Genomic DNA, 22,604 nt, shown 5'->3' with positions numbered 1-22,604 from the left:
CGTGAATAAAAATGCTTACGGAGACGTACTGACGGGGATTAGTCAAGGTAACTTGCTTAATCTAGTTAAGTGTCAATGATGTAAGAATCACCCATCACAATCTTTGATTTGATGGTGTGAGTGTCAAGGTTTCTTTTGCTAATAAGCACAAATCCTAAAATCACTACCCACCCAACAGGCTCTATCTGAGGGCGATCGCCTCGCCGTCCCCCAACGGGAATTAATTCCTGCCGTAGTTAAACCAGAAACCTCCGCTACCCCTGGGCTAATAATATAAACACTAATGGATTCTCGTCCTGCGATCAAACCCGACTTTGATTCAATCCAAAAACTACCATTACCCCCAAACTGATTAAAATTACATTTATCACGAAAAACTACTTGATTATTAGAACTGATAACACAATTAGCCTCCTTAGCCTCTGCCATTTTAGGAGATAACGAAACCGCCAAAATTGCGGCCAAAGATCCCATGGACAATATTTTGTTGATCATGACCATTACTCATTTTCCTTGTTATGGTGAAGGTTATCTTAATTTTTTTCCACTCAGAAATAAAAAATTATATCTAGTGTTTTACTAACTAAAATTAACCACTTTATTTTAACAAAAATATTCTCTCAAACGAGCCTTAAAGCCAATCTACCTATCGCCAATCATCCCAATCTTGATTAAAAATAGAAGTATTAGGAAAAGCCGTAGGATTACCATTCCTTTCTAATACCTGCTTCAATGCCTGTAAATGGGAATTACGAAAAGCAAAACCTTCCGTAAACTCATAGGGCAAAATATTTTTATCCAAAGCCATGGCCGCCGTCGTACCCGCTGCCGCCCCAGAAGACCACTCAAAGGAATGTACACGATAGGCAGCCGCTGCGATGTGACTTGTAGCGATGCTTTTTCCTGCCACAATCATATTATCTATTTTTTGGGGAATCATCGCCGAAAGAGGAATTTGAAAGGGGTAAGCCTGTCCTTGACCCCGTCTTTCTCCTTCTCTTTCCGTATTACCTGGTTTTTCATGGGGACTTTCACTCATACAGGGGTGAAAATCGATGGCATAATGTCCAATGCCCACAGAATCAGCATAAATGGTGGAACGACTTCTTTTGGGAGCTTGTTCGGGGGAAATTTCCCCGCTGATGACCGCAAATCCTTCTAATCCTGCAATGATGGCTCTAAGTTGACGATATTCTTGGGGGGTGAGGGTTTCTTTGTAATAGTCATCATCATAGTTTATTCTGGAAATGTCCACTTCATTGACCGTAAAACCATCGGGATGGGCATAGTTAGGGCGACCAATAATTCTTCTTCCCTCACGAATGTAGGGATATTTAGAAAGTCCGTGGGCTGTACCCATGGGGGAATCAAATCCTTGGAGGAAAATATGATCAGGATGAGGTTGTTTTACTCCTTCTCCTAGTTGAGAATCTGTTGTCCCTGCCACTAGCCAATGATAAAAACCGATGGCATTTTGTTCCCCTTTAAAGAGGGTTTCGGTGCGTAATCCTCCCATCCAACCGTGGGGCTGTAATTGTCCTGTGGCTTGGAGTTGCTCTCTGGTATAAATAAGGTTGTCCACGGAGGTGCCGGGGCGGTAGTCGTTACCCCAAGTCCAATTCTGCATGGAAATATCTCCAGGGGTGGGTTTGGTGAAGCCAATACCCCCAAAGGTAACTCTTTCGCTGGGTTGGGCTTTATAGATGCGACGGTAGGTAAAAACAAGATCAAAGTCGGCTAGTCTTTCTAGTTCGTAGCTGTAGTAGGGGGCGTATTGTTGATAAAATTCTGGCTCTGGTTGGGGTTGAGGGGTTGCAGTTTTTTCCATGGCGAAGGTGTAGGTAAAACCTTGGGTACAGTAGGGATCTGTTGTTCTACTGGAGGAGGATGGCTCGTAGGGAGAAAGGGGATCGATACCAAGGCGATAGGGTATGTCTGTTAAACCGATGATTTCCCCTGTTTCTGTGGCTTCTATGACCATCCAAGGGGCTTTTACTTCTGATTTGTCGTTTTGGGGCGGGACGAATTTAATGACTGTTTTCTTGAGTCTGGAGGAATCTTCGTAGCTATAAGCGTCTTCGATAATTTTGGAAAGGGGTTCGCTATTGAGGGGAGGGGTGTTGGGTTGGGGTTGATGGCTAAGGGCGATCGCACTTACAATTTGTTCTCCTGTGCCACCATTGGCCACTGCCTCTACTTGCACATCTTTAATGACGGTATTGGGAAACCATTTTAATGTACCGTTACCCTTCCTAGCTGCATCTATCAATTGTTGATAGAGAATAGTATGGGCATCTTTGGGTAAAAAACAAGAAGCGCTTACCCAGCATTCTCCCAAATTTAATTTACCGTAAAAATCCCCAATGCGATCTCGAAATTCTAAATAACCCTGAGGGAAAAATAATTCTTGTCTTTGGGTGTTTCTCTCATCTAGCGCTGATGTGCCTTGGGAGGAAATTTGTCCCCCCACCCAGTCGGTAATCTCTGTTAAACAAACGGTTTTACCCATCAATAAGCCTTCGTAAGCCGCCCCTGCCCCTGCTAAACCTCCGCCAATTACTAAAATGTCACATTCTTCTATTTTTTCAGGGTTTCTAGGGGGGTTATTCATGGCGATCGCAGAATTGAAAACAAGGAGAGTAAAAGGGATTGAGAGTAATTGTTGCCAGAGGTTACGCTTCATCTCAGATGCTTATTATATTGAATTTTTATTCATCATAGTACAAAAAACAATTGATAATTGATAACGAATAATTAATAATAAAAGCTAAAAGAACAAAAAAAGAACCTTTAATCTAAATCCTTTAATTTGCCCATTAATTCTTTTCGTTTATTTGTAATAAGGACTTCAGCCTTTAAAATTCCTATTATGGGAGATGTCTAATCGGCTTCTTACTTTTGTGTTATTCTCCCCATTCCCTAGTCTAATTATTCACCCATGAAATCATCCATTACCCCCAGAAAATTTAGCTATGAACAAGTTAATCAGGCTTCTAATGTCAATTTAGTAGAAAAAATCAACCTCGCACGACAACAGCGCCCCTGTGTTTTTGGAATTACCATTGATGATGCCACCACCGTTGATAGAGATGATGCTATTTGGTTAATTGAATTGGATAATAATCAGTTTGAATTACAGATTAGTATCACTGACGTAGGTGCTTTAATTCCTAAAAATTCTCCCATCGATCAAGAGGCATTAAAAAGAGTAATTACCCTCTATCATACTAACCCTAATACTCCTATGTTACCTGTTCATATTAGTACCAATTTAGGATCATTGGAGGAAGGAAAAGAAAGACTAGCCCTGACAATTTTTTTTACCCTTGATAGTCAAGGCAACATTATAAAATTTGAGATACAAGAAACTATTTTTAAAAACTTAAGGGCTTTTAGTTATGAAGAAGTCGAAAATATTTTAAAAAATCCCACTACCAAAAAACATGATCAATTATTAGTCACAATTCAAAAAATTACCCAAGTATTAGCTAGTCAAAGAAAAGGTAAATCAGGTATCTTAACCGATGATGGTTACATTGATGAAGATGGTAATTTAATTGCTGAAAATGTGAATACCCATCAGTTAATTGCTGAATTAATGATCTTAACTAATACTACCATTGCCCGTTTATTAGCTCAAGAAAAAATTCCTGCTCTTTTCCGTACTCAAGATGTCGGTATTCAAGACTTAGATCAGGCTATCAAAGAAATGGGACATTGTCTAGTTCCGGCTATTTATAGCCCCTGTCCTTTACAACACGTGGGTTTAGCCCTAGAAACTTATTCTCATTTTACTAGCCCCCTTCGACGTTTTGTTGATTTGGTTAATCATCGCATTATTAAAGCATATATTAATAAAAAATCTTCTCCCTATAATCTTGATGAGTTACAAGTTATTGCTGATTATATTAATGATTTTCACTGTCAATTTAAGGAAGATAAATCTCTTTATCTAAGTATTAAGAGAAAAGTAGATATAGCTAATAAATATGACCATATTAAGGAGCAAGAGATTAGAAGTTTATCTAGGGATGATTTTTCTGAATTATTAGAATACTTTACTTCTAAAAAACGTTTACCTGAACTAAGAATTTATATCCAAGAAAGGCTTAATACTTTATCTCTAAAGGATTTTTATTTTATCTGGTTTGTGGCTAGAATTGATGACTTTTTTTATTTAGATAATCTCGATACTATATCTATATTATTAATTGCCTCTCAAATCAAAAATATTACTGTTAATTATGAGGTTAAATATAATCAAAAACATAAAACCTATCGGGCAAAATGTTTTATAAATGGTTTAACTACCGCTGATTTTGCAGAAGATGTCAAAAAAGTTAAGGCTAAACAAACTTCTGCCCTCATGGCTATTAAGGCATATGTTAATAATCAGTTAGTTAAAGATAATAAATCTAAGGTTTTAGTTAATAATGCTCATCGGGGGGAAGATAAAAATGTGACGGCTGAAGAAAATTTTTCAGCTTTATTACATGAAAAAATCGATAGTAATTCTTTAACTAATGATTTTTTAATGGAGGTAGAAAAGAAGATTGATTATTTACAACCAAAAGACTTTTATAAGTTATGGTTTGTGGCTAAGATAAATAGTTTTTTTGGTCAACAGATTGACGCTGTATCAGTGTTGTTAGTGCGATCGCAATTAGACCATGTCAAAGTAGAATATAAAATAGATAAGTATCCTCAACAGGAGGGATACTATAGTTTTTGCTATGTAGATGGTTTAACCACTATGCACCCTGCCATCGATAAAAAAAAGAGTAAAGCCAAACAAAAGTCAGCTCTCAACTATATTAAAGCCTTCTTAGAAAATAATTTAACCAACAGTCCTCAAAATCCTACCATAGAAGATATTAAAACAGAGGAAAACCACCCATCTTCCCCCCCCATAAAATCCACCGTTGAAAAAGATTATATATCCCTAATTCATGATCTTTGTCAAACAAATCAAATGGATTATCCCGAATATAAATTCATCAAAATAGATAACTTTTTCCAATGCCTTATTACCCTTAATTATCGTAATAAAACCATCAAATCCACAGGTTATGGCAAAAGTAAAAAACAAGCCAAACAATGTGCCTCCCATGTGATGATGATTCAACACAACCTCCATCGTTCTCCGGAATAATTGTTACAATTTATTACAAAAGCTATTTTTTATAAGAAAAATATATTATGCAACTAACGTGGTTTGACAGTAACTCATGGTTAATTGAGATTGGAGATAAAAGAATTTTACTAGATCCTTGGCTAGTAGGTAGTTTAACCTTTGGTAATTTAGATTGGTTATTTGAGGGAAAAAAACGTAATCCCCAACCCATACCCAGCAACATAGATTTTATTTTACTCTCCCAAGGGTTAGAAGATCATGCCCATCCACCTACCTTAAAAGAATTAGACCATAATATTAAAGTTATTGCTTCTCCCAATGCCAGTAAAGTTTGTCAGGAATTGGGTTATCAAACAATAATCACCCTCAACCATGGAGAAAGTCATATCATTGATGACACCATAGAAATTAAGGCGGTAAAAGGCTCTCCTGTGGGGCCTACTTTGGTGGAAAATGGTTATATTATCAAGGATTTAACCAACGGTGATTCTATCTATTATGAGCCCCACGGCTTCCACTCGCAAAATTTGCAAACTGAGACGGGTATTAAAGCCATTATTACCCCTCTAACCAGTATTAAGATACCCCTTATCGGTCCAGTGATTAAAGGGCAGAAAAATGCTTTAGAAGTGTGCCAGTGGCTTAAACCAGAATATATTTTACCCACTGCGGCGGGGGGTGACATTGAGTTTAAAGGGTTTTTGATTAATCTACTTAAGGAGGAGGGTAGTTTGGATAATTTTCGCTCTATGTTGACAGGGGCTAATCTATCTACTCAGGTAATTGAGCCGAAGCCCTATGAAACTGTTAAGTTAAGTTAGTAGGAGGCAATAGGCAACAGGCAATGGGCAAAAGATAATAATTGTTAACGTCTATTCTTCAAAACTTTAACCAATTTTTCCATTTCTGGGGGGATAGGTGCGATCGCCCTTATTTCCTCCTTAAAAATAGGGTGAACAAGGGTAAGACAAAAAGCGTGTAATGCTTGTCCGGTAAGATTTACCCCCACCGAATGCCCAGAGCCGTATAATTGATCGCCGATAATAGGATGGCCCATATGGGTGCTATGGACTCGAATTTGGTGGGTGCGCCCCGTTTCTAAGCGAAAATGTAACCAAGAATAATTACCCAACCTCTCCTTCACCTGCCAATGGGTAATGGCCCTTTTGCCCCCATCTTCCAAAGATACTACCGCCATCTTTTTCCGTTGGGTAGGATGACGACCGATGGGCAGATCAATTGTACCACTATCTTGATGGGTAGAACCATATACCACGGCCAAATATTCCCGACGGGCAGTTTTAGCCTTAATTTGGGCTTGTAAATCATGTAACACAGGCTCAGTTTTTGCCACCACGATCGCCCCTGTGGTATCCTTATCAAGACGATGGACAATACCAGGGCGCTCCACCCCACCGATGCCCTTCAAATCGGGACAATGAGCCAACAAAGCATTAACCAGAGTACCTTGACTATGGCCAGGGGCAGGATGTACCACAAAATTAGCAGGTTTGTTGATAATAATTAAAAACTCATCCTCATAGAGAATATCAAGGGGAATATCTTGCGCTTCAATGTGCGACGGCACAGCAGGGGGAATGTGGACATGGATTTTATCTCCATCCCTTAACACTTGCTTTTTTTGGGTACAAATGCGATCGTTAACATATACCTGCCCATCCTCAATCAACCTTTGTACCCGAGAGCGTGATAAATCCGCCAAACTTTCCGCTAACCAAACATCAATCCTGACTTTGCCAGTATCCACCACAAAATCTCGAAACTGCGGATTGTTTTCTAACTCATTCGTCACTAAAATATTACCTCATTACAGTGGGTTGGGCTTTATATTAAAACCCAACAAGAAAGAATTGATTTTTTTTATTATCAACTCCCAATTATCCATTATCAATTAATTTAATACCTAAAATTAATCAACTCAGAAATCGCCTTCACCCTTTCCAAATGAGTGGGACAATTTTGGCGAGAATCAGTAATCAACCAATCCAACGCCGCCTCCTTAACATCGATCGCACTTCCCGTCTTATCCACACAATAACGACCGAAAACAAGTTTGTCCACCAAACGAACCCCCCTACCCAAACGGGAATACTCAAAAATAACACTATTATCCACCGTAGCCCCCTCACAAATCCAACAATTAGGGCCAATCATCGCCGGGCCAACAATTTTTGCCCCATCCTCAATGTGAGTCATCCCCCCAATATAAACAGGGCCAGTAATATCCACCTTATCCCAGTTAATGGACACATTAACCCCCGTATAAACCCCCGGTTTAATCTCCTTACCCGGAATATCCACATTTTTAATTTCCCCAGATAACACCGAGCGAATCGCCTGCCAATAATCCGGCACCTTACCAATATCCACCCACTCAAAATCCATATTTACCCCATAAAAAGGCAAACCCAACTCCACCAAACGAGGGAATAAATCACCCCCAATATCATATTCCTGATTCGGAGGAATATAATCAATAACCTCCGGTTCAAAAATATAAATACCCGTATTAATTTCCGTGCTCAGCGCTTCTTCCACCGATGGCTTTTCCTGAAACGTTAAAATTTTGCCATCATCATCCGTTACCACCACCCCATAACTCGGCACTGCCTCCCTAGGCACTGACTTAGTTACCACCGTTGCGATCGCCCCTTTTTCCTTATGCCGTCGCACCACCTCAGTCAAATCAAGATCAATCAAAGCATCCCCACACAACACCACAAAAGTATCATCAAAAAAAGGATTAAACTCTTGAATCCGCTTAATCCCCCCAGCCGAACCTAACGCATTACCCACCAACTCACCATCCACAATACTCCCTTCAAAAGAATAACCAATCTGCACCCCAAACCTTTGCCCATCACGAAAATAACTCTCAATCTGCTCGGCCAAATGGCTCACATTAACCATAACCTCATCAAAACCATGTTGCCTCAACAACTCCAACAAAAACTCCATCACAGGTTTTTGTAAAATAGGAATCAAAGGTTTAGGAATAGTATGGGTAATAGGACGAATACGAGTACCTTTCCCCGCCGCCAAAATCATTGCTTTCATAGGAAAATATTAATTAGAAACTAATAATAAAAAAATATAGCCTTAGAATCAAATGTTATCACCTTTAATCAGAAAATCTCGACCTAATCACCCATAACACAACTTTTTATTAACCATAAAGTCTCGATCATCAAAAATTAAGATACACTGAAATTAAACTTTCTGATGAATAATCAAAATTAGCTCAGAAGAGAACTAGAGTGAATGAGTGTTATTTATTGCCTTAATCCCCATTGCGAAAACCCCCAAAACGACACCAAAACAAGGAAATGCAGAAGTTGTGGATCTCATCTAATTCTCCATAAAAGATACGTCGCCATCAAAAAAATCGGTAAAGGAGGATTCGGCACCACCTATCTTGCCGTGGACATGGGCAATAAAAATCAATACTGCGTCATCAAACAACTAGACCCAGCCTCCGCCAACCCCGACTCCTACAGCACCGCTCTTGACTTATTCAATCGGGAAGCCAAAACCATGGCAAAACTAGAACATGCCCAAATTCCCAAACTTATCGATTACTTTGAAGAAAAAGAACAATTCTACCTCATTCAAGACTTTATCCTAGGACGAGACTTAGAAAGAGAAGTTAAAAAAGGCAGAATCTATCAAGAATCCTCCGCCAAAAACTTCCTCCGTAGTATGCTCCCCGTACTAGAATATATCCACTCCCGTAAAGTTATCCACCGAGACATCAAACCGGGTAATATCCTGAGGGAAAAAGAAAGCAAAAAACTTTTTCTCATCGACTTCGGGGCCGTCAAAGAAGAAGTTAACACCAAACTCATGAACGCCAACCCCCAGAGTGCCTTTACTAAAATTTCTGTCGGGACTATGGGCTTTGCACCCCCCGAACAACTAGCCATGCGCCCCGTTTACTCCAGCGATGTTTATGCCCTTGGAGCAACCTGCATTTTCCTACTCACAGGGAAAGCCCCCAAAGACTTATGCGACGCCGAAACAGGGGAACTAGCATGGGAAAACCATACCACCGTCAGTAGTACCTTTGCCAAAGTCTTAAATAAAATGCTCGAAATTGATGTTAAGAAAAGATTTAACTCCGCTAAGGAAGTCATCGAAGCCCTAGACTTAGTACCCTACGAACAAGAATTGGCAGAAAGTATGTTCTTTACTACCACTACCCCCAAAGAAGAAAATAAACCCGATGAACCACAAGACAGCGATTCTAGTTCCAATTTAACCACCCAAAACCTAGCCGATGCCATTCGTAAGAGAAGGGAAAAACAAAATCAACCCCTTAAACAAAAAATATCTACCCCCAGAGTTCAAGTTCAAAAACTACAAATAACCTCCCCAGAAATGATTATCCAAGAATATCAACGGGGTAATCGTAACTTTAGCCAACAAACCTTAAATGGTTTTGATTTAGAAGGTTTAAAATTACCAGGCTCTAGTTTTTCTCAAAGTAAATTAATTGGGGTAAACTTACAAAAAGCCAACCTCTATCGTACTAATCTCATGGGGGCAAATTTTGCCCAAGCAAACCTACGGGAAGCTGTTTTAAAACGAGCCGAACTATATAAAGCTAACCTGAAAAATGCTGACTTACAAGGCGCTGATTTACAAAAGGCCAATCTCACAGAAGCTAGTCTCAAAGATGCCAATCTCTGTGGGGCTAATCTCACGGAAGCAAAGGTTGATGATGAGCAATTACGCCTTGCCAAAACTAACTGGAGAACTATCTTACCCAATGGTAAACGACGTTGGTGGTAGTGAATATGTTTTTAATCTTTTATTCTAATGTTAAAAATCTTCCCTAAATGAAGCAAAGCAGATGATTATTAGTTATTGTGTCAACCCTGAATGTCCTAACCCCAAAAACCATCCTAAGCTCAAAAACTGTAATACTTGTGGTTGTAGTTTAATTCTCAATAAACGCTATCGAGTCATCAAAAGATTGGGTAAGGGAGGCTTCGGGGCTACCTTTGTGGGGGTGGATTTAATTAAAAAAGATGATCCCCTTTGTGTAGTAAAACAGTTACGACCCATTGTAGATGATCCTCAAGCCTTTAAAATGGCTCTTAGTTTATTTAAGAGGGAAGCCAAAACCTTAGCTAAAATTAATCATCCTCAGATACCTAAGTTACTTAATCATTTTGTGGACGATGAGAAGTTTTATGTTATTCAAGAGTTGATTAATGGTGATAATCTGCAAAAGGAAGTTAAGGAAAAAGGGGTATATGGAGAGTTGGGGGTTAAAAGATTTTTAGCGGAAATCGTACCGATTTTACAATATTTACATTCAGAAAAAGTAATCCATCGAGATATTAAACCCGCTAATATCCTGCGCCGTAAAAAGGATGGTAAATTGATTTTAATTGATTTTGGAGCAGTAAAGGATCAGGTTAATACCCAATTAGCTCAAACCTATGGACAAACTGCCCTCACTCAATTTGCGGTGGGTACCATGGGTTATGCTCCCCCTGAACAAATGGCGATGCGCCCCATTTATGCCAGTGATATATATGCCCTTGGGGCTACTTGTCTCTATCTGTTGACGGGCAAGTCTCCCAAAAAGTTTGAACGGGATTCGGAAACCGGAGATCTTGTTTGGGAAAATGAGGTTAATATTAGTCCTAGTTTTAAGAAGGTGCTGGGTAAAATGTTGATGCCCAATGTGAAGGAGCGCTACAAGACTGCTGAGGAGTTGTTAAAGGGTTTAGATGTTGCACCTTTTGAGCAGAGTTTGAACCAAAGTTTTATAACGGTTATTCAATCTGCGGATAAGGGTTCGGATGATGTTTCGACTACTGATTTATCTGCCACTCAGACGGGGGATGTGACGATGTCTCCTACCCAACAACTACGACAGGCAATTCAAAAAAGAAAGAAAAAGACTAATAATATTGTTATTAAGTGGGATGATGAGAGTTTTAGGGCTGCCTACAATGGGGGCAAGAAGGATTTTAGTGAGCAGGAGTTGAATAATATTAATTTGACGGGGGTTAAGTTGAGTAAGTTTGTTTTTCGCTATGCTCAATTGGAAGGGGCGATTTTTATTGAGAGTAATTTGGCCCAGAGTAATTTTTATAGTTCTAATTTACAGGGGGCTAATTTTTCTAATGCTAATTTAGCTCAGGCTTATTTTGCTAAGAGTGAGTTACGGGATGCTGATTTTCGAGGGGCTAATCTACAGGGGGCTGATTTTACTAATGCAAATCTAGCGGATGCTAATTTTTGCGGGGCTAATTTAAAGAATGTCAAGGTTAGTCAAAATCAGTTGAAGGATGCTAGGGTTAATTGGGCTACGGTGTTTCCCGATGGGGGGCGCCGTTGGTGGAAGTTGTTTTAGGGTTTGATTTTGTTGCCGATTCCTTGTATTATCCCTTTGCCGATTAAGCCTATTCCCCTACCTATAATTTCTGTGAGAATAAAGACTACTGCTTTTCCAAGTATATCGGCGATCGCCTGTAATCCCCTTGTAATACTATCTACAAATTCAATCATCATGGTAATTAACCAAGGAACACCAGTTAGGGAGTTTAATTCTTGGTGTCGTGGATGACTGATTTTTGTTTTGATAATACCTTGATAACCTAGTTTTAAGATTTGATATTCGTCTTCAAAAATGTTACGAGGGATTTGCCAATATTTTTCCCTTTTATATTTCCATGCTAAATTGTTCCGAAACATAGCTATCTTACGGGATGATTTCCATTCTTGTTTGAAAAGATTATGTTTAATCGGTTGGGATTCTGATAAATTATTTAAGGTAAATTGCATGGTGCTACAGGCGATCGCCACTAACACATTTTCCATCAAAATTTGTTCAATTTCACAAGCTGACTTACCCTGATAATCATAAACTTGACCATCAATAAAAAAGTCCTTCCCTAACACAGAATATAACAATAATTGATCAAAAAAAGGGACACTAATAAAACTATTTGCCACCAAAAATTGTCCCTCCTTCAAAACAGTCTCCTTAAAATCCACCAACCTACTATCACCACTATCTAACGCCACATATCGCCCCAAAAACTTCGTAACAACCCCCTGCCACAACTCCCGAAGAATAGATAACTCTCTCTCAATAACTTCACTCTCCCTTAAACCCAAAGTTTTTAACTCTAAAACTAACTGCTTAAACTCCTTAAATATTAACAAAAAAAGTTCCTTTTTTTTATCCCCCCTTAAAACATCAATCTCTAAAAATAATCCAGTTTTGTTACTCAAAGAACCGCCAATTTTTTTAATAATTAAATCTTCATAATCTACCTCATCATCTCCACCCACAACCATCGCAGAATCAACCCGTGACGCAGGTAAACTAACCACAGAATCAGACTCTCCCAACAACTCCTCATCGTCCATAGAACTATTTAACATCCCATCAGGAGTCGCCACAAACTGACTCACCAACCACCTTACAAACCTTAACTCCCTCCTTCTGCCCTGCCAAAAAAGTACATCAAGAGGAGATAAACTACTATTCCTTAAATGAAAATTAACTTCCCTAATACCCCTTTCAATTTCCCTCAAACCCAGCTCACATTGACGATAAAGCCAACCACCAATAAAGCGACGATTTTTATTTTTAATATTAACAAAATAACTCTTACCCCTAGCACATATTTTAATACCCTTAATTAGCTCAGGAATTGCAATATTTCGAGGACAACAACCCCTAACATTAGCAATAGTTTTGATATTTTCATCACTCCCCCAAGGAGTAATCAAAAAAATAGGCACATTAGGATAAGAATCTGCTAACTTACGGCTCAAACCGAGCAAACTTTTCATCCTCCCAGGTTCAACCGCCAAATCCAAAGACACCAACAACAAATCCGCAGGATTTTCCTTCAACAAAGGTAAAGTATCCGCCATTTTACCCTGCGCCAAAATTCTAATATTAGAATTACTCTCCCCCTGAATTAAAGCAATTAAACCAAGACGAAAAACAGGATCATCATCTATCAACAAAATGTTGACATTAGCATCATTTTTCATGATTAATTTTGATTACGATAGCCAAAAAAGTCCACACGATAATTTACAACCTTTACCCCCGTCTGTTGTTCTATTTGCTCAATCAACTCAGGAGGTAACTCCACATTGACATTAATAATTTTATTGGTATCAATGATATTGACATGACTATGTCCATCCGTAACATTACCGTATAATCTGCCATCGTGTCTATCCACACACTCAATGATGCCATGGTGAGAAAGAGCTTCCAAATTTTGATAAACCGACGTAGGTGCAATATGTTTACCCTGTTGACTGAGAAGATCATATACTTGTTTAGCACTTAAATGATCCTGCCGTGACCACAACAACTCCAAAATAAATCTTCTTTGCCTAGATACTCTCATGCCCAATTCCTGACAACGATTAAGGGCATCTTTGAGGGATTGAATAGTATTTTCCGTTGCCCCTTCTGGCTGCATTGCGATAGATTTTCCTCATTAACTAAAATAAACACATCTCTACTTTAACTGAGTTTTCCCATTTCCTACTATAAATAATTCATCAAGCCCCATAATTAAGCATATTCAAAATAAGACCAACGAAGCATTGACAAGCACTCCCCAAAAAAGCTATGATGATGAATTGTGAGTTTTGGACAAATAAAAAGTCAATGTCTATAAATGCAAAAGCCATAATCGAGTCCATCGAGTCCGATTATATGAAAGAAAAAGGCTCATTACCATCCCTTAACGTCGGCGACACCGTAAAAGTAGGTGTTCGTATCCAAGAAGGTGGTAAAGAAAGAGTCCAGCCCTTCGAGGGAACTATTATCGCCATGCGCAATGGTGGAATCAATGAAACCATCACCGTTCGTAAAATTTTCCAAGGGGTAGGAGTAGAAAGAGTATTCCTTTTACACTCTCCTAAAATTGCGGACATTCAAGTTATCCGTAGAGGTAAAGTTAGACGAGCTAAACTATACTATCTCAGAGATAGAGTAGGTAAAGCTACTAGAATCAAACAACGTTTCGATCGCCCCATCGAAAAAGCTCCTAAAGCTAAAAGCAAAGCAAAATAGTTTCATTTTGTCATCTTAAACACCAGAGTTAACCAAACATACCAACGTTAACTGAAGCCATTTGGACCCCATTGATACTTGACAAACAAAACCAAAATTAGTTATAGTATCTAAATATACGTCCTTAGTTCAGTTGGTAGAACGTCGGTCTCCAAAACCGAATGTCAGGGGTTCAAGTCCTCTAGGACGTGTTGGTAAGAAAGGTTAATGATGTTGTGCTTAAGTGACCTTATAATAAAGATTCAAGGGTGAAGTAAAACTCACTCAGGTAATCATCATATATAAATATAAGGAGTCATCATGACCAACAAGGAAACTATCAAGCAAAAAAGCAAAGAGGATCAAGCACAAAAAACCGACAGATCAACCTTCATTGATGAAACTAAACAAGAACTAGCAAAAGTTGTCTGGCCCTCCCGTCAACAACTCGTGAGCGAATCTGTAGCCGTAATTCTTATGGTAACTGTAGTAGCCACCGTCATCTATTTAGTGGATAACATATTTAGCTGGTCAGCTGGGAAGGTGTTTTAATGGGTTTATACTCCGAAAACGATACCGAGCAGAATAAAACCGTCGCCGTGGGCAAACCCCGCTGGTACGTAGTTCAAGTCTCTGCAGGTTGCGAAAAAAAAGTTAAAACCGACATTGAACAAAGAATCAACGGCTTCGACCTAGCTGATAGAGTTCTCGAGGTGAGAATACCCCAAACCCCCAGCGTCAAAGTCCGTAAGGATGGCAGTCGCTACCAAAGTGAAGAAAAAGTATTACCAGGGTATGTCTTAGTACAAATGATCTTAGACGATCATGCTTGGCAAATGGTCAAAAATACTCCCAACGTGATTAACTTTGTGGGGGCAGAGCAAAGGCGGCCTGTGGGCAGAGGTAGAGGCCATGTAAAACCCTTACCCCTATCACCCTCCGAGGTAAATCGTATCTTCAAACAAATGGACGATGCCGAACCCGTAGTCAAAATTGACATGGAAATTGGGGATCAAATTTTGGTACTCAGTGGACCATTCAAAGACTTTGCAGGGGAAGTAATCGAGGTAAGCGGTGATAAGAACAAACTTAAAGCCTTACTTTCCATCTTTGGTAGAGATACACCCGTAGAACTCGAATTTAATCAAGTAGAAAAACAAGGATAAAAATAGAAAGGAATAAACGATGGCAAAAAAAGTCGTTGCACTAATCAAACTCGCTTTACCAGCAGGTAAAGCAAACCCCGCTCCCCCCGTAGGTCCTGCCCTCGGTCAACATGGGGTAAACATCATGGCGTTTTGTAAAGAATACAATGCCCAAACCTCCAATCAAGCAGGGATGATTATTCCTGTGGAGATTTCCGTTTACGAGGATCGTAGTTTTACCTTCATCCTCAAAACCCCTCCTGCTTCTGTATTAATCAAAAAAGCAGTAGGTATTGATAAAGGTTCTAAAGAGCCTAACCGTGACAAAGTAGCTCAAATCACTCAAGATCAATTGAGAGAAATTGCTCAAACCAAAATGCCTGACTTGAATGCCAACGACATTGAAGCGGCTATGAAAATTATTGAAGGAACAGCTCGTAACATGGGCGTTACCGTTGCTGAGTAAGATTTTTTTACCCAGTATCAGATTATTAAAGCAAATTATCCCAAACCATAAGCTAATTATTTTGATGACCCTTAGTCCTCAAAACTAGAAAAATTTATTAAGGGGAGAAGTGCTAACTTCGTTAATTGACCCAAAGGAGACACATAAATGAGTAAAAAATTAAGTCGTAGATATAAAGAGGCATTGGCAAAGGTTGAGCCTAAAACCTATGAACCTTTAGAAGCCCTCAACCTATTAAAAGAAACTGCCACCGCCAAATTTGATGAAAGTGCGGAAGTTCATATCCGTTTAGGTATTGATCCTAAATATACCGACCAACAATTAAGAACCACAGTAAGCCTTCCTAAAGGTACAGGTTTAACCGTTAAGGTTGCCGTCATCACCAGAGGGGAAAAGGTCAAAGAAGCTACCGAAGCAGGGGCTGACATTTGCGGTGAAGAAGATTTAATTGATGAAATCCAAAAAGGAATGATGGATTTTGATGTATTAATCGCTACCCCTGACATGATGCCTAAAATCGCTAAATTGGGTCGTGTCTTAGGTCCTAAGGGTTTGATGCCCTCTCCTAAGGGTGGTACTGTAACCACCGATTTACCTTCGGCTATTAATGAATTTAAAGCAGGTAAATTAGAATTCAGAGCCGATCGCACCGGGATTGTCCATGTAATGTTCGGTAAGTCTTCTTTCAGTGCAGAGGATTTACTCGCTAACCTCAAGGCATTACAGGAAACCGTTGATCGTAACCGTCCTTCTGGGGCAAAAGGTCGTTATTGGCGTAGTGTGTTTGTATCTTCTTCCATGGGGCCCTCCATCGAAGTTGATATTAACTCCCTCAGAGATCTTAAACTCAGTGACGTTTAATTGATTTTTAAAAATCTAATTCACCCCTCGTCCATGCGCGTAGGGGTGTTTTTTTTTATAAACTTTTGATAAAAATTATTTCGTATTAGAAAAAGAGATATATGATATAGGTATCTAAATATTTTTGTTATATTTACTCAACGAGATAAACTAATATGAAAATTAAATCAAAAGCTCAACTTTTCGGGGTGGGCTTGGGTACTGCCCTTGGTTCACTTGCTCTCATGTCCGTCCCCGCTTTTTCGGCAACTTTAGATTTTTTTGGGAATGATGAGAGTGCTTTTTTACTAGAAATTTGTGAAATAAGTTTTGGTGAAGGTAGTCAAGAGTGTAATTCCGAAGCAAATATAAAGACTAAATTGAAAATAGGTGAAGTTCAAGGACTTTCTCAAGGTAGTACGAATTTAAGCGGATTAGCAAGTGTTAGCTTTGGGAAAGATGGTTCTAATAGTTTAATTAGTTTGGTACCTGGTACAACATTTCAAGACAAAATTTTTGTGTGGAAAAACGAAGAAACAGCCAACTGGAAATTAGATTGGAATCCAGATACTAATGTAGCAAGTTTTACTATAAGCTATACTTCTGGTTCATCAACCAATCTTTCTTATTCTTATGGAACTAATCCCTTTGATACATTTAACTCTCTCGCTTTAATTAGTTTTGTTAAAGATACAACCTTAAGCCCAACATCAACGTTAACTTTATTAGAAGCAACTTTCAGCGACAATCCTACAACAATTCAAACATCATTTACAAACAATACCGTAACGTCAAGCTCAGGATTTAATAAATCATTTTTTATTCTTGATGATAAGTCACTGGAAAATGGCTTAGATATAATTAATTTAAAAGGTACATACACCATGTCTTGGAGTGGAACAGCAAATACTCCAGGTAATCAGGCGGCAGGATTTCAAATTATGATGTATGACCCACAAAGTACCCCTGAGCCTACTTTAATATTAGGTTTATTGGGTGTGGGAGCGTTAGGATTAGTTAGTAAAAAACGTAATAGTGAAGTAAAGTAATTATCATTTTGTTTACCTTTATTTGTTGCCCCTCTTGTATTACAAAAGGGGTTTTATTTTGCACAAATTCAGTATCTTAGCCGTTGCCCCACCGTGTAATGAATTACACGGCTAACGGTGGTTCGTTCAATAAATTGAACAAAGATAACATGAGTTCGGGATAAAATTTATAGTCTTGTAAAGGTATCGGGTATCAGGTTAAGTAATTTACAAATTCAGTATCTTAGCCGTTGCTCCACCGTGTAATAAATTACACGGCTAACGGTGATTCGTTCAATAAATTGAACTATTTTACCCGTACTCCCCAGCCCCCATACTCCCCATCTCCTGCAACCTATCCATACTGACAAATCCCGAACTGAGATTAAGATAATTGATATTACTAATTTGTAAGTGATTAGGGGGACTTGATATTACTCCTCAAAGTCGGCATCTACGGCATCACTACCGCCGCGCACGGTGACGAGGTCAATTTGTTGGCGATAGTAGTCAACGCTCTTGATTTCCACTTCAACCCGATCGCCCAAACGGTAAGCAGTACGGTTTTTTCTACCCACCAAGCAGGTATGACGGGCTCGATATTCGTACCAATCATCTTTAAGGGAGCTAACATGGACTAACCCTTCTACCAAGGAATCTTCGATTTGCACAAAGAAGCCGTAGGATTGTACCCCAGTAATTAAGCCACTGAATACTTTACCAGTGCAGTCTTTCATTTTTTCGGCTTTCTTTAGCCCTGCCAAGTCTTTTTCGGCATCATGGGCAATTTTTTCGCGTTCGTTAAGGTGGGTAACGAGGGAATGTAAGTCGGCTTCTAGGTTACTTTGGATGGCTGGGGGTAATACATTCCAGTTAATGTCACCATGGCAGGAGTTGCTATGCAGATTTACTCCTTTTTTAGCGTTGCTGTGTCTTCTGTCACGGCCGTTTTCAAATAGGGCTTTTAAGACTCGTTGAATGTGTAAGTCGATGTAACGTTGTCCGGGGGATACACAGTGGGTATAGATGGGATAGGCTAACCCGAAATGGGGGGCGGGATGTTGGATATATTTATCGGCTTTGAGGGAGCATAGGAGGAGGTAGTTAAGGACTTTTTCGTAGTCGGATTTACTAAATTCTTGGGTAAGGTGGTAGTAGTCGAGGGGAAATAAGTCTTCTTCTGATTCTAGTTTGAAGTCTAGTTTAAGGTTAGCTACGAGCTTTAGTAAGTCTTCTAATTCGTCCCAATCGGGTTTGGCTTGGGTGCAGTAGATGGCTGGTAAGCCCAATTCGTGGAGATGTTCGGCCACTAATTTTCCGACGAGTACCATTAATTCTGTCATCAATGATAATACGGGTAGTTGGGAGTAAGAGGCGATCGCCCCTATTCTGCCTTCATCCTTAAAATAGGAGGTAATATCATCGAGAGCAATATCAAAACCGCCCCTTTGTAACCGTTGTGCCTTAACCAGAGGGCTAAGGGTGAAAAACATCTCATTGAGGAGGGGAAAAACATCCTTTAATTCTGCCTTGGCACTACCCAAACCGATAATATTTTGTACTTCTTTATAGGTTAAACTGTGGTCAACCCGAATCACACTGGGATGGACATTGTATTCTACCACCTGCCCTTTATCGTCAAAAGTAATAAATACAGAAATCGTTAAACGATCCTCATTGGCCACTAAAGAACAACATTTTTCCACCTTGGGGGGTAACATGGGGATAATTTTATCTCCTAGATGTACCGTAGTGGCTCTTTTACGGGCTTCCCGATCAATGTGGGTATCGGGCTGTACAAAGTGAGCGACATCGGCAATATGCACCCCTAAACACCAGTTTCCATCGTCATTTTGCTCAAGGGTGAAGGCATTTTCCACCAACAAATCTAATTCTGTCACATTATCTTGCTCGAGGGTGATGGTTAATTTATCACGCAAGTCAAGACGTTTGCTGATTTCTTCTTCTCCAAAATCTGGGGAAATTTCATCGGCTTTTCTAAAAATCTTCTCGGAAAACTCATGGGGTAAATCATGTTTAGAGGAAACAATATCAGTGTCGGCGGCCTCCTCTGCGTCACTGCCCAAAACCCTCATTACTTTACCCATGGGGGGATGTTGTCCGATAGGATACCTCAACACATTCACATGGACGAGGTGATTAACTGCTTCTGAGATGGATTCGGGTTCATCTTTTAATTTTACCTCGAATAAGAGGCGATCGTCTAAGGGCACGGCATGATATTCCGAATTATCCTCCACAACCCTAGCTAATACTGAAGGATTAGCCCTTTCTGTAATCAATTTTACTTCCCCTTCAGGAGATCTTCTTCTCGTCCCTTCTTTAATGATTTTGACTAAGACGCGATCGCTATTCCACGCATTACTAAGGTGACTTTCCCTAATATAAATGTCATCGGCATCTTCTTCATCTTGGATAGCAAAGCAAAAGCCTTTACTCGAACAACGTAGCTTCGCTTCTACTACATCTGCTTCCGATACTCGACGATACTTCCCAAATTCTTTGGTTACTACTCCCACCTTTTCCAATACATCAAGGGCAATTTGCAGTTTTTCGATTTCTTCAGGTTCTTCACAACCCAATTTTTTTTCTAACATCTTCCCTGCCACCAGTTTATCTTGACTTAGGTGAGAAAGAATTGTAGCGATTGAAAATTCCATTTATTATAATCCTGTCAATGTCTAAATAGTGTTCTTTTACAGTCAATTTAACTGAGTTAATTAGCGTTTAAAAAACTATTTTCAATTAATAAGAATAGATAAAAAATTAAAAATAATTTAACACAACTCAGAAGAATAAAAATCGCTTAATCCTTTTATTTAAAGGTTTTCTTCAATCATAATAAATATTTACTACGATCTAAAAGTCAAAGTTTTATCTCAGGCGTAGCATATTCACCCAGAAAAATATATCTTAATTAGTTATTTTTTGGTCAAAAACTATTGAGCCATGAGGATTTTTTTTGACAAAAAAACTTTTAACCAATTATTAGATAAAACATAACAGTCGTTGGGATTTTTTCTGAAATAAAACTCCTTTGATAAACTAACTTTGACCAGTCAAACATCTACATCATATTAACCATACTGCGAAAAGATTAATTTATTGTCTTTAAACAACGGTTTTAAAATAATTATGGTTGATGTTTACGATGTTTACAGTGCTATTTTATTCTTTAAGTTATTACTATAGCTTATTTTGGCTTTTTAACAAATGCTATTTTATCTGAGTTCGGGATAAAGTTTGATGGATGAAGAGCAATAGGCAACAGGTAAAAGGCAAAAAATAATAATTGTCCATTGTTTACCCTTGGGTAATCATTAACCTAACACCCGTAACCTGCAACCTAACCATAATGACAAATCCCGAACTAAGGTTATATTAGTCTAAAATATTTAATAATGGGCGATAGATCGCCCTAACTACTCTAAAATTAGCGTTTTCGGACAGTTTTTATACCACTGACGTTAGCTCCCGCCAAGAGACGTTGTAATTCATCAGGCTTACTGCTTTTGGCTAACCCTTCCTCCATGCTAATCACCCCAGTTTTAACCAAGTTTGCCAAGGCTTGTTCCATGGTTTGCATACCCAATTTTACTCCCGTTTGGATAGCGGAATAAATTTGAGGTGCTTTTGCTTCTCGGATTAAGTTGGCGATCGCAGGGGTGACAATCATAATTTCTTGAGCCATAGCCCGTCCAAATTCTCCAGGTTTAGGATTATGTTTTTTCGCTAAACACTGGGCAAATACCGCTAACAAAGAGTTAGACAACATGGCCCTAATTTGACCTTGTTCGGCCGCTGGAAATACATCGATAATACGGTCAATAGTACCCGCTGCCGAGCTAGTGTGTAAAGTACCAAAGACGAGGTGTCCTGTTTCCGCCGCACTGATGGCTAGGGAGATGGTTTCTAAATCCCGCATCTCACCTACTAGGATAATATCAGGATCTTCCCGTAATGCAGCTTTTAGGGCGTTGGCGAAACTTTTGGTATCTTCCCCTTTTTGTCTTTGGTGAAAAAGACTGTTAACGTTGGGAAAAACGTACTCGATGGGATCTTCTACGGTTAAGATATGTTCAGCGCGGGTACGATTAATTAAATCTAGCATGGCGGCTAGGGTGGTGGTTTTTCCTGAACCTGTTTGCCCTGTTACCAATATTAAACCCCTGGGGCGATCGGTCATTTCTTTGATAATATCAGGGAGTCCTAGTTGATCAAAGTTAGGAATTTTAGAAGATAATGCCCTTAAACAAGCCGCATAACAACCCCTTTCCTTATAAACATTGACCCGAAAACGAGCTAAACCTTTCACGCCATAAGAACAATCTAACTCCCAGTTTTGCTCAAGGGTTTTGCGCTGGGTATTGTTTAACATACTGAAAATCAGCTTTTGGCATTCTTGGGGGCTTAAAGGCTCATCGCCGATGGGGGTTAATTTACCACTGATACGAAAGTAAACGGGCGCCCCTGCTTGGATGTGCATATCTGAGCCACCCATTTCTACCAATTGTTCCATCAAGTCTTCTATCATTAAATCCATGGACTTTTTCTCCTGATGATTTCTTTACTCTAATATATCTATCCTTCCCCCGATTTTTATTAATTACTCATAAAGGTTAATGTTTTTCACTCCTTCCCTTCGCAATTAACAACCCTTAGTTAATAATTACTAGATAAAGTTTACTATCATCCATCGTGCAATGAATTATATCAAATTCGGAAAATTCGTTATAAATAGATTGTATCTTCGCCTTTCTTTGCCCCACTGTGTAATTCATTACACGGCTAACAGTGAATGTTCAATAAATTGAACTAAAATTGATTATTTTAATATCTTTTTTTACTAATTTTATTGGTTTATCCTTTTGAGTGGATTTGGTATCAGATACCATTTTAA

General features: G+C 39.1%; 18 protein-coding genes and 1 tRNA gene. 11 read left to right on the top strand and 8 right to left on the bottom strand.

The genetic code is table 11. The features are described from left to right. Positions 1 to 138 precede the first annotated feature (138 nt). Positions 139 to 495, bottom strand: a complete 357-nt coding sequence (locus IQ215_RS11965) for a hypothetical protein (RefSeq protein ID WP_241735312.1) — start codon at positions 493 to 495, stop codon at positions 139 to 141. Positions 496 to 646: 151 nt separating this feature from the next. Next, positions 647 to 2,683, bottom strand: coding sequence for an FAD-dependent oxidoreductase (locus IQ215_RS11960; RefSeq protein WP_193801647.1), 2,037 nt, complete (start codon positions 2,681 to 2,683; stop codon positions 647 to 649). Between the two features lie 255 nt (positions 2,684 to 2,938). On the opposite strand from IQ215_RS11960, the gene IQ215_RS11955 reads away from it, so the two are divergent. Next, entirely contained in the window at positions 2,939 to 5,152 is a 2,214-nt protein-coding gene (locus IQ215_RS11955) for an RNB domain-containing ribonuclease (RefSeq protein WP_193801646.1), read from the top strand. Between the two features lie 47 nt (positions 5,153 to 5,199). Beyond that, positions 5,200 to 5,955: an MBL fold metallo-hydrolase gene (locus IQ215_RS11950; protein WP_193801645.1), complete on the top strand. Its 756-nt coding sequence runs from the start codon at positions 5,200 to 5,202 to the stop codon at positions 5,953 to 5,955. Between the two features lie 44 nt (positions 5,956 to 5,999). Here the strand turns inward: IQ215_RS11950 and IQ215_RS11945 are convergent, their stop codons facing one another. Together IQ215_RS11945 and IQ215_RS11940 are read right to left on the bottom strand one after the other, a co-directional pair. Next, the gene (locus tag IQ215_RS11945) at positions 6,000 to 6,947 is read right to left on the bottom strand and encodes an RluA family pseudouridine synthase (RefSeq protein WP_193801644.1); all 948 of its coding nucleotides are present in this window, start codon (positions 6,945 to 6,947) and stop codon (positions 6,000 to 6,002) included. Between the two features lie 104 nt (positions 6,948 to 7,051). Next, entirely contained in the window at positions 7,052 to 8,212 is a 1,161-nt protein-coding gene (locus IQ215_RS11940; RefSeq protein ID WP_193801643.1) for a sugar phosphate nucleotidyltransferase, read from the bottom strand. 204 nt (positions 8,213 to 8,416) lie between these two features. Here IQ215_RS11940 and IQ215_RS11935 point away from each other — a divergent pair, with 204 nt between their 5' ends. Next, positions 8,417 to 9,946, top strand: coding sequence for a serine/threonine-protein kinase (locus IQ215_RS11935; RefSeq protein ID WP_193801642.1), 1,530 nt, complete (start codon positions 8,417 to 8,419; stop codon positions 9,944 to 9,946). 61 nt (positions 9,947 to 10,007) lie between these two features. Next, positions 10,008 to 11,525, top strand: a complete 1,518-nt coding sequence (locus tag IQ215_RS11930; protein WP_193801641.1) for a serine/threonine-protein kinase — start codon at positions 10,008 to 10,010, stop codon at positions 11,523 to 11,525. On the opposite strand, the gene IQ215_RS11925 is transcribed toward IQ215_RS11930, so the two are convergent. Both IQ215_RS11925 and IQ215_RS11920 read right to left on the bottom strand, forming a co-directional pair. Continuing rightward, a complete protein-coding gene (locus tag IQ215_RS11925; RefSeq protein ID WP_193801640.1) occupies positions 11,522 to 13,183 on the bottom strand; it encodes a DUF3685 domain-containing protein in 1,662 nt (553 codons plus the stop codon). The genes IQ215_RS11930 and IQ215_RS11925 overlap by 4 nt on opposite strands. A gap of 2 nt (positions 13,184 to 13,185) precedes the next feature. Continuing rightward, positions 13,186 to 13,626: a Fur family transcriptional regulator gene (locus IQ215_RS11920; protein ID WP_193801639.1), complete on the bottom strand. Its 441-nt coding sequence runs from the start codon at positions 13,624 to 13,626 to the stop codon at positions 13,186 to 13,188. A gap of 197 nt (positions 13,627 to 13,823) precedes the next feature. On the opposite strand from IQ215_RS11920, the gene rplS reads away from it, so the two are divergent. The 7 genes from rplS (at position 13,824) to IQ215_RS11885 (ending at position 17,704) form a co-directional block, all read left to right on the top strand. Continuing rightward, entirely contained in the window at positions 13,824 to 14,225 is a 402-nt protein-coding gene (gene rplS, locus IQ215_RS11915; protein ID WP_347239034.1) for a 50S ribosomal protein L19, read from the top strand. 118 nt (positions 14,226 to 14,343) lie between these two features. Continuing rightward, positions 14,344 to 14,416, top strand: a tRNA-Trp gene (locus IQ215_RS11910). Positions 14,417 to 14,525: 109 nt separating this feature from the next. Further along, the gene (gene secE / locus IQ215_RS11905; RefSeq protein WP_193801637.1) at positions 14,526 to 14,756 is read left to right on the top strand and encodes a preprotein translocase subunit SecE; all 231 of its coding nucleotides are present in this window, start codon (positions 14,526 to 14,528) and stop codon (positions 14,754 to 14,756) included. After that, positions 14,756 to 15,370, top strand: a complete 615-nt coding sequence (gene nusG / locus IQ215_RS11900; RefSeq protein ID WP_193801636.1) for a transcription termination/antitermination protein NusG — start codon at positions 14,756 to 14,758, stop codon at positions 15,368 to 15,370. The genes secE and nusG overlap by 1 nt, the downstream gene beginning before the upstream one ends. 19 nt (positions 15,371 to 15,389) lie before the next feature. Then, positions 15,390 to 15,815, top strand: coding sequence for a 50S ribosomal protein L11 (gene rplK / locus IQ215_RS11895; protein WP_193801635.1), 426 nt, complete (start codon positions 15,390 to 15,392; stop codon positions 15,813 to 15,815). 147 nt (positions 15,816 to 15,962) lie between these two features. Next, complete coding sequence (gene rplA, locus IQ215_RS11890; protein ID WP_193801634.1) at positions 15,963 to 16,676, top strand: 50S ribosomal protein L1; 714 nt, start codon at positions 15,963 to 15,965, stop codon at positions 16,674 to 16,676. Positions 16,677 to 16,831: 155 nt separating this feature from the next. After that, positions 16,832 to 17,704: a PEP-CTERM sorting domain-containing protein gene (locus IQ215_RS11885; protein WP_193801633.1), complete on the top strand. Its 873-nt coding sequence runs from the start codon at positions 16,832 to 16,834 to the stop codon at positions 17,702 to 17,704. 413 nt (positions 17,705 to 18,117) lie between these two features. On the opposite strand, the gene IQ215_RS11880 is transcribed toward IQ215_RS11885, so the two are convergent. Beyond that, entirely contained in the window at positions 18,118 to 20,364 is a 2,247-nt protein-coding gene (locus IQ215_RS11880; RefSeq protein WP_193801632.1) for a ribonuclease R family protein, read from the bottom strand. Positions 20,365 to 21,137: 773 nt separating this feature from the next. Next, a complete protein-coding gene (locus IQ215_RS11875) occupies positions 21,138 to 22,247 on the bottom strand; it encodes a type IV pilus twitching motility protein PilT (protein WP_193801631.1) in 1,110 nt (369 codons plus the stop codon). Positions 22,248 to 22,604 lie beyond the last annotated feature (357 nt).

Origin of the sequence: Cyanobacterium stanieri LEGE 03274 (genome assembly GCF_015207825.1) — a bacterium.
In the GTDB taxonomy this organism is placed as follows: Bacteria; Cyanobacteriota; Cyanobacteriia; order Cyanobacteriales; family Cyanobacteriaceae; genus Cyanobacterium; species Cyanobacterium stanieri_B.
Note: the sequence above shows the minus strand (reverse complement) of the source record. Positions and strands in the feature narration are given on the sequence as shown.

Bases quoted from the DNA above. Each gene is read 5' to 3' on its own strand.
- nusG (WP_193801636.1), top strand. From the start codon at position 14,756: ATGGGTTTATACTCCGAAAACGATACCGAGCAGAATAAAACCGTCGCC.
- rplA (WP_193801634.1), top strand. From the start codon at position 15,963: ATGAGTAAAAAATTAAGTCGTAGATATAAAGAGGCATTGGCAAAGGTT.
- IQ215_RS11960 (WP_193801647.1), bottom strand. From the start codon at position 2,683: ATGAAGCGTAACCTCTGGCAACAATTACTCTCAATCCCTTTTACTCTC.
- IQ215_RS11940 (WP_193801643.1), bottom strand. From the start codon at position 8,212: ATGAAAGCAATGATTTTGGCGGCGGGGAAAGGTACTCGTATTCGTCCT.
- IQ215_RS11875 (WP_193801631.1), bottom strand. From the start codon at position 22,247: ATGGATTTAATGATAGAAGACTTGATGGAACAATTGGTAGAAATGGGT.
- IQ215_RS11920 (WP_193801639.1), bottom strand. From the start codon at position 13,626: ATGCAGCCAGAAGGGGCAACGGAAAATACTATTCAATCCCTCAAAGAT.
- IQ215_RS11950 (WP_193801645.1), top strand. From the start codon at position 5,200: ATGCAACTAACGTGGTTTGACAGTAACTCATGGTTAATTGAGATTGGA.
- IQ215_RS11935 (WP_193801642.1), top strand. From the start codon at position 8,417: ATGAGTGTTATTTATTGCCTTAATCCCCATTGCGAAAACCCCCAAAAC.
- IQ215_RS11965 (WP_241735312.1), bottom strand. From the start codon at position 495: ATGATCAACAAAATATTGTCCATGGGATCTTTGGCCGCAATTTTGGCG.
- IQ215_RS11930 (WP_193801641.1), top strand. From the start codon at position 10,008: ATGATTATTAGTTATTGTGTCAACCCTGAATGTCCTAACCCCAAAAAC.
- rplK (WP_193801635.1), top strand. From the start codon at position 15,390: ATGGCAAAAAAAGTCGTTGCACTAATCAAACTCGCTTTACCAGCAGGT.
- IQ215_RS11880 (WP_193801632.1), bottom strand. From the start codon at position 20,364: ATGGAATTTTCAATCGCTACAATTCTTTCTCACCTAAGTCAAGATAAA.
- IQ215_RS11885 (WP_193801633.1), top strand. From the start codon at position 16,832: ATGAAAATTAAATCAAAAGCTCAACTTTTCGGGGTGGGCTTGGGTACT.
- secE (WP_193801637.1), top strand. From the start codon at position 14,526: ATGACCAACAAGGAAACTATCAAGCAAAAAAGCAAAGAGGATCAAGCA.
- IQ215_RS11925 (WP_193801640.1), bottom strand. From the start codon at position 13,183: ATGAAAAATGATGCTAATGTCAACATTTTGTTGATAGATGATGATCCT.
- IQ215_RS11955 (WP_193801646.1), top strand. From the start codon at position 2,939: ATGAAATCATCCATTACCCCCAGAAAATTTAGCTATGAACAAGTTAAT.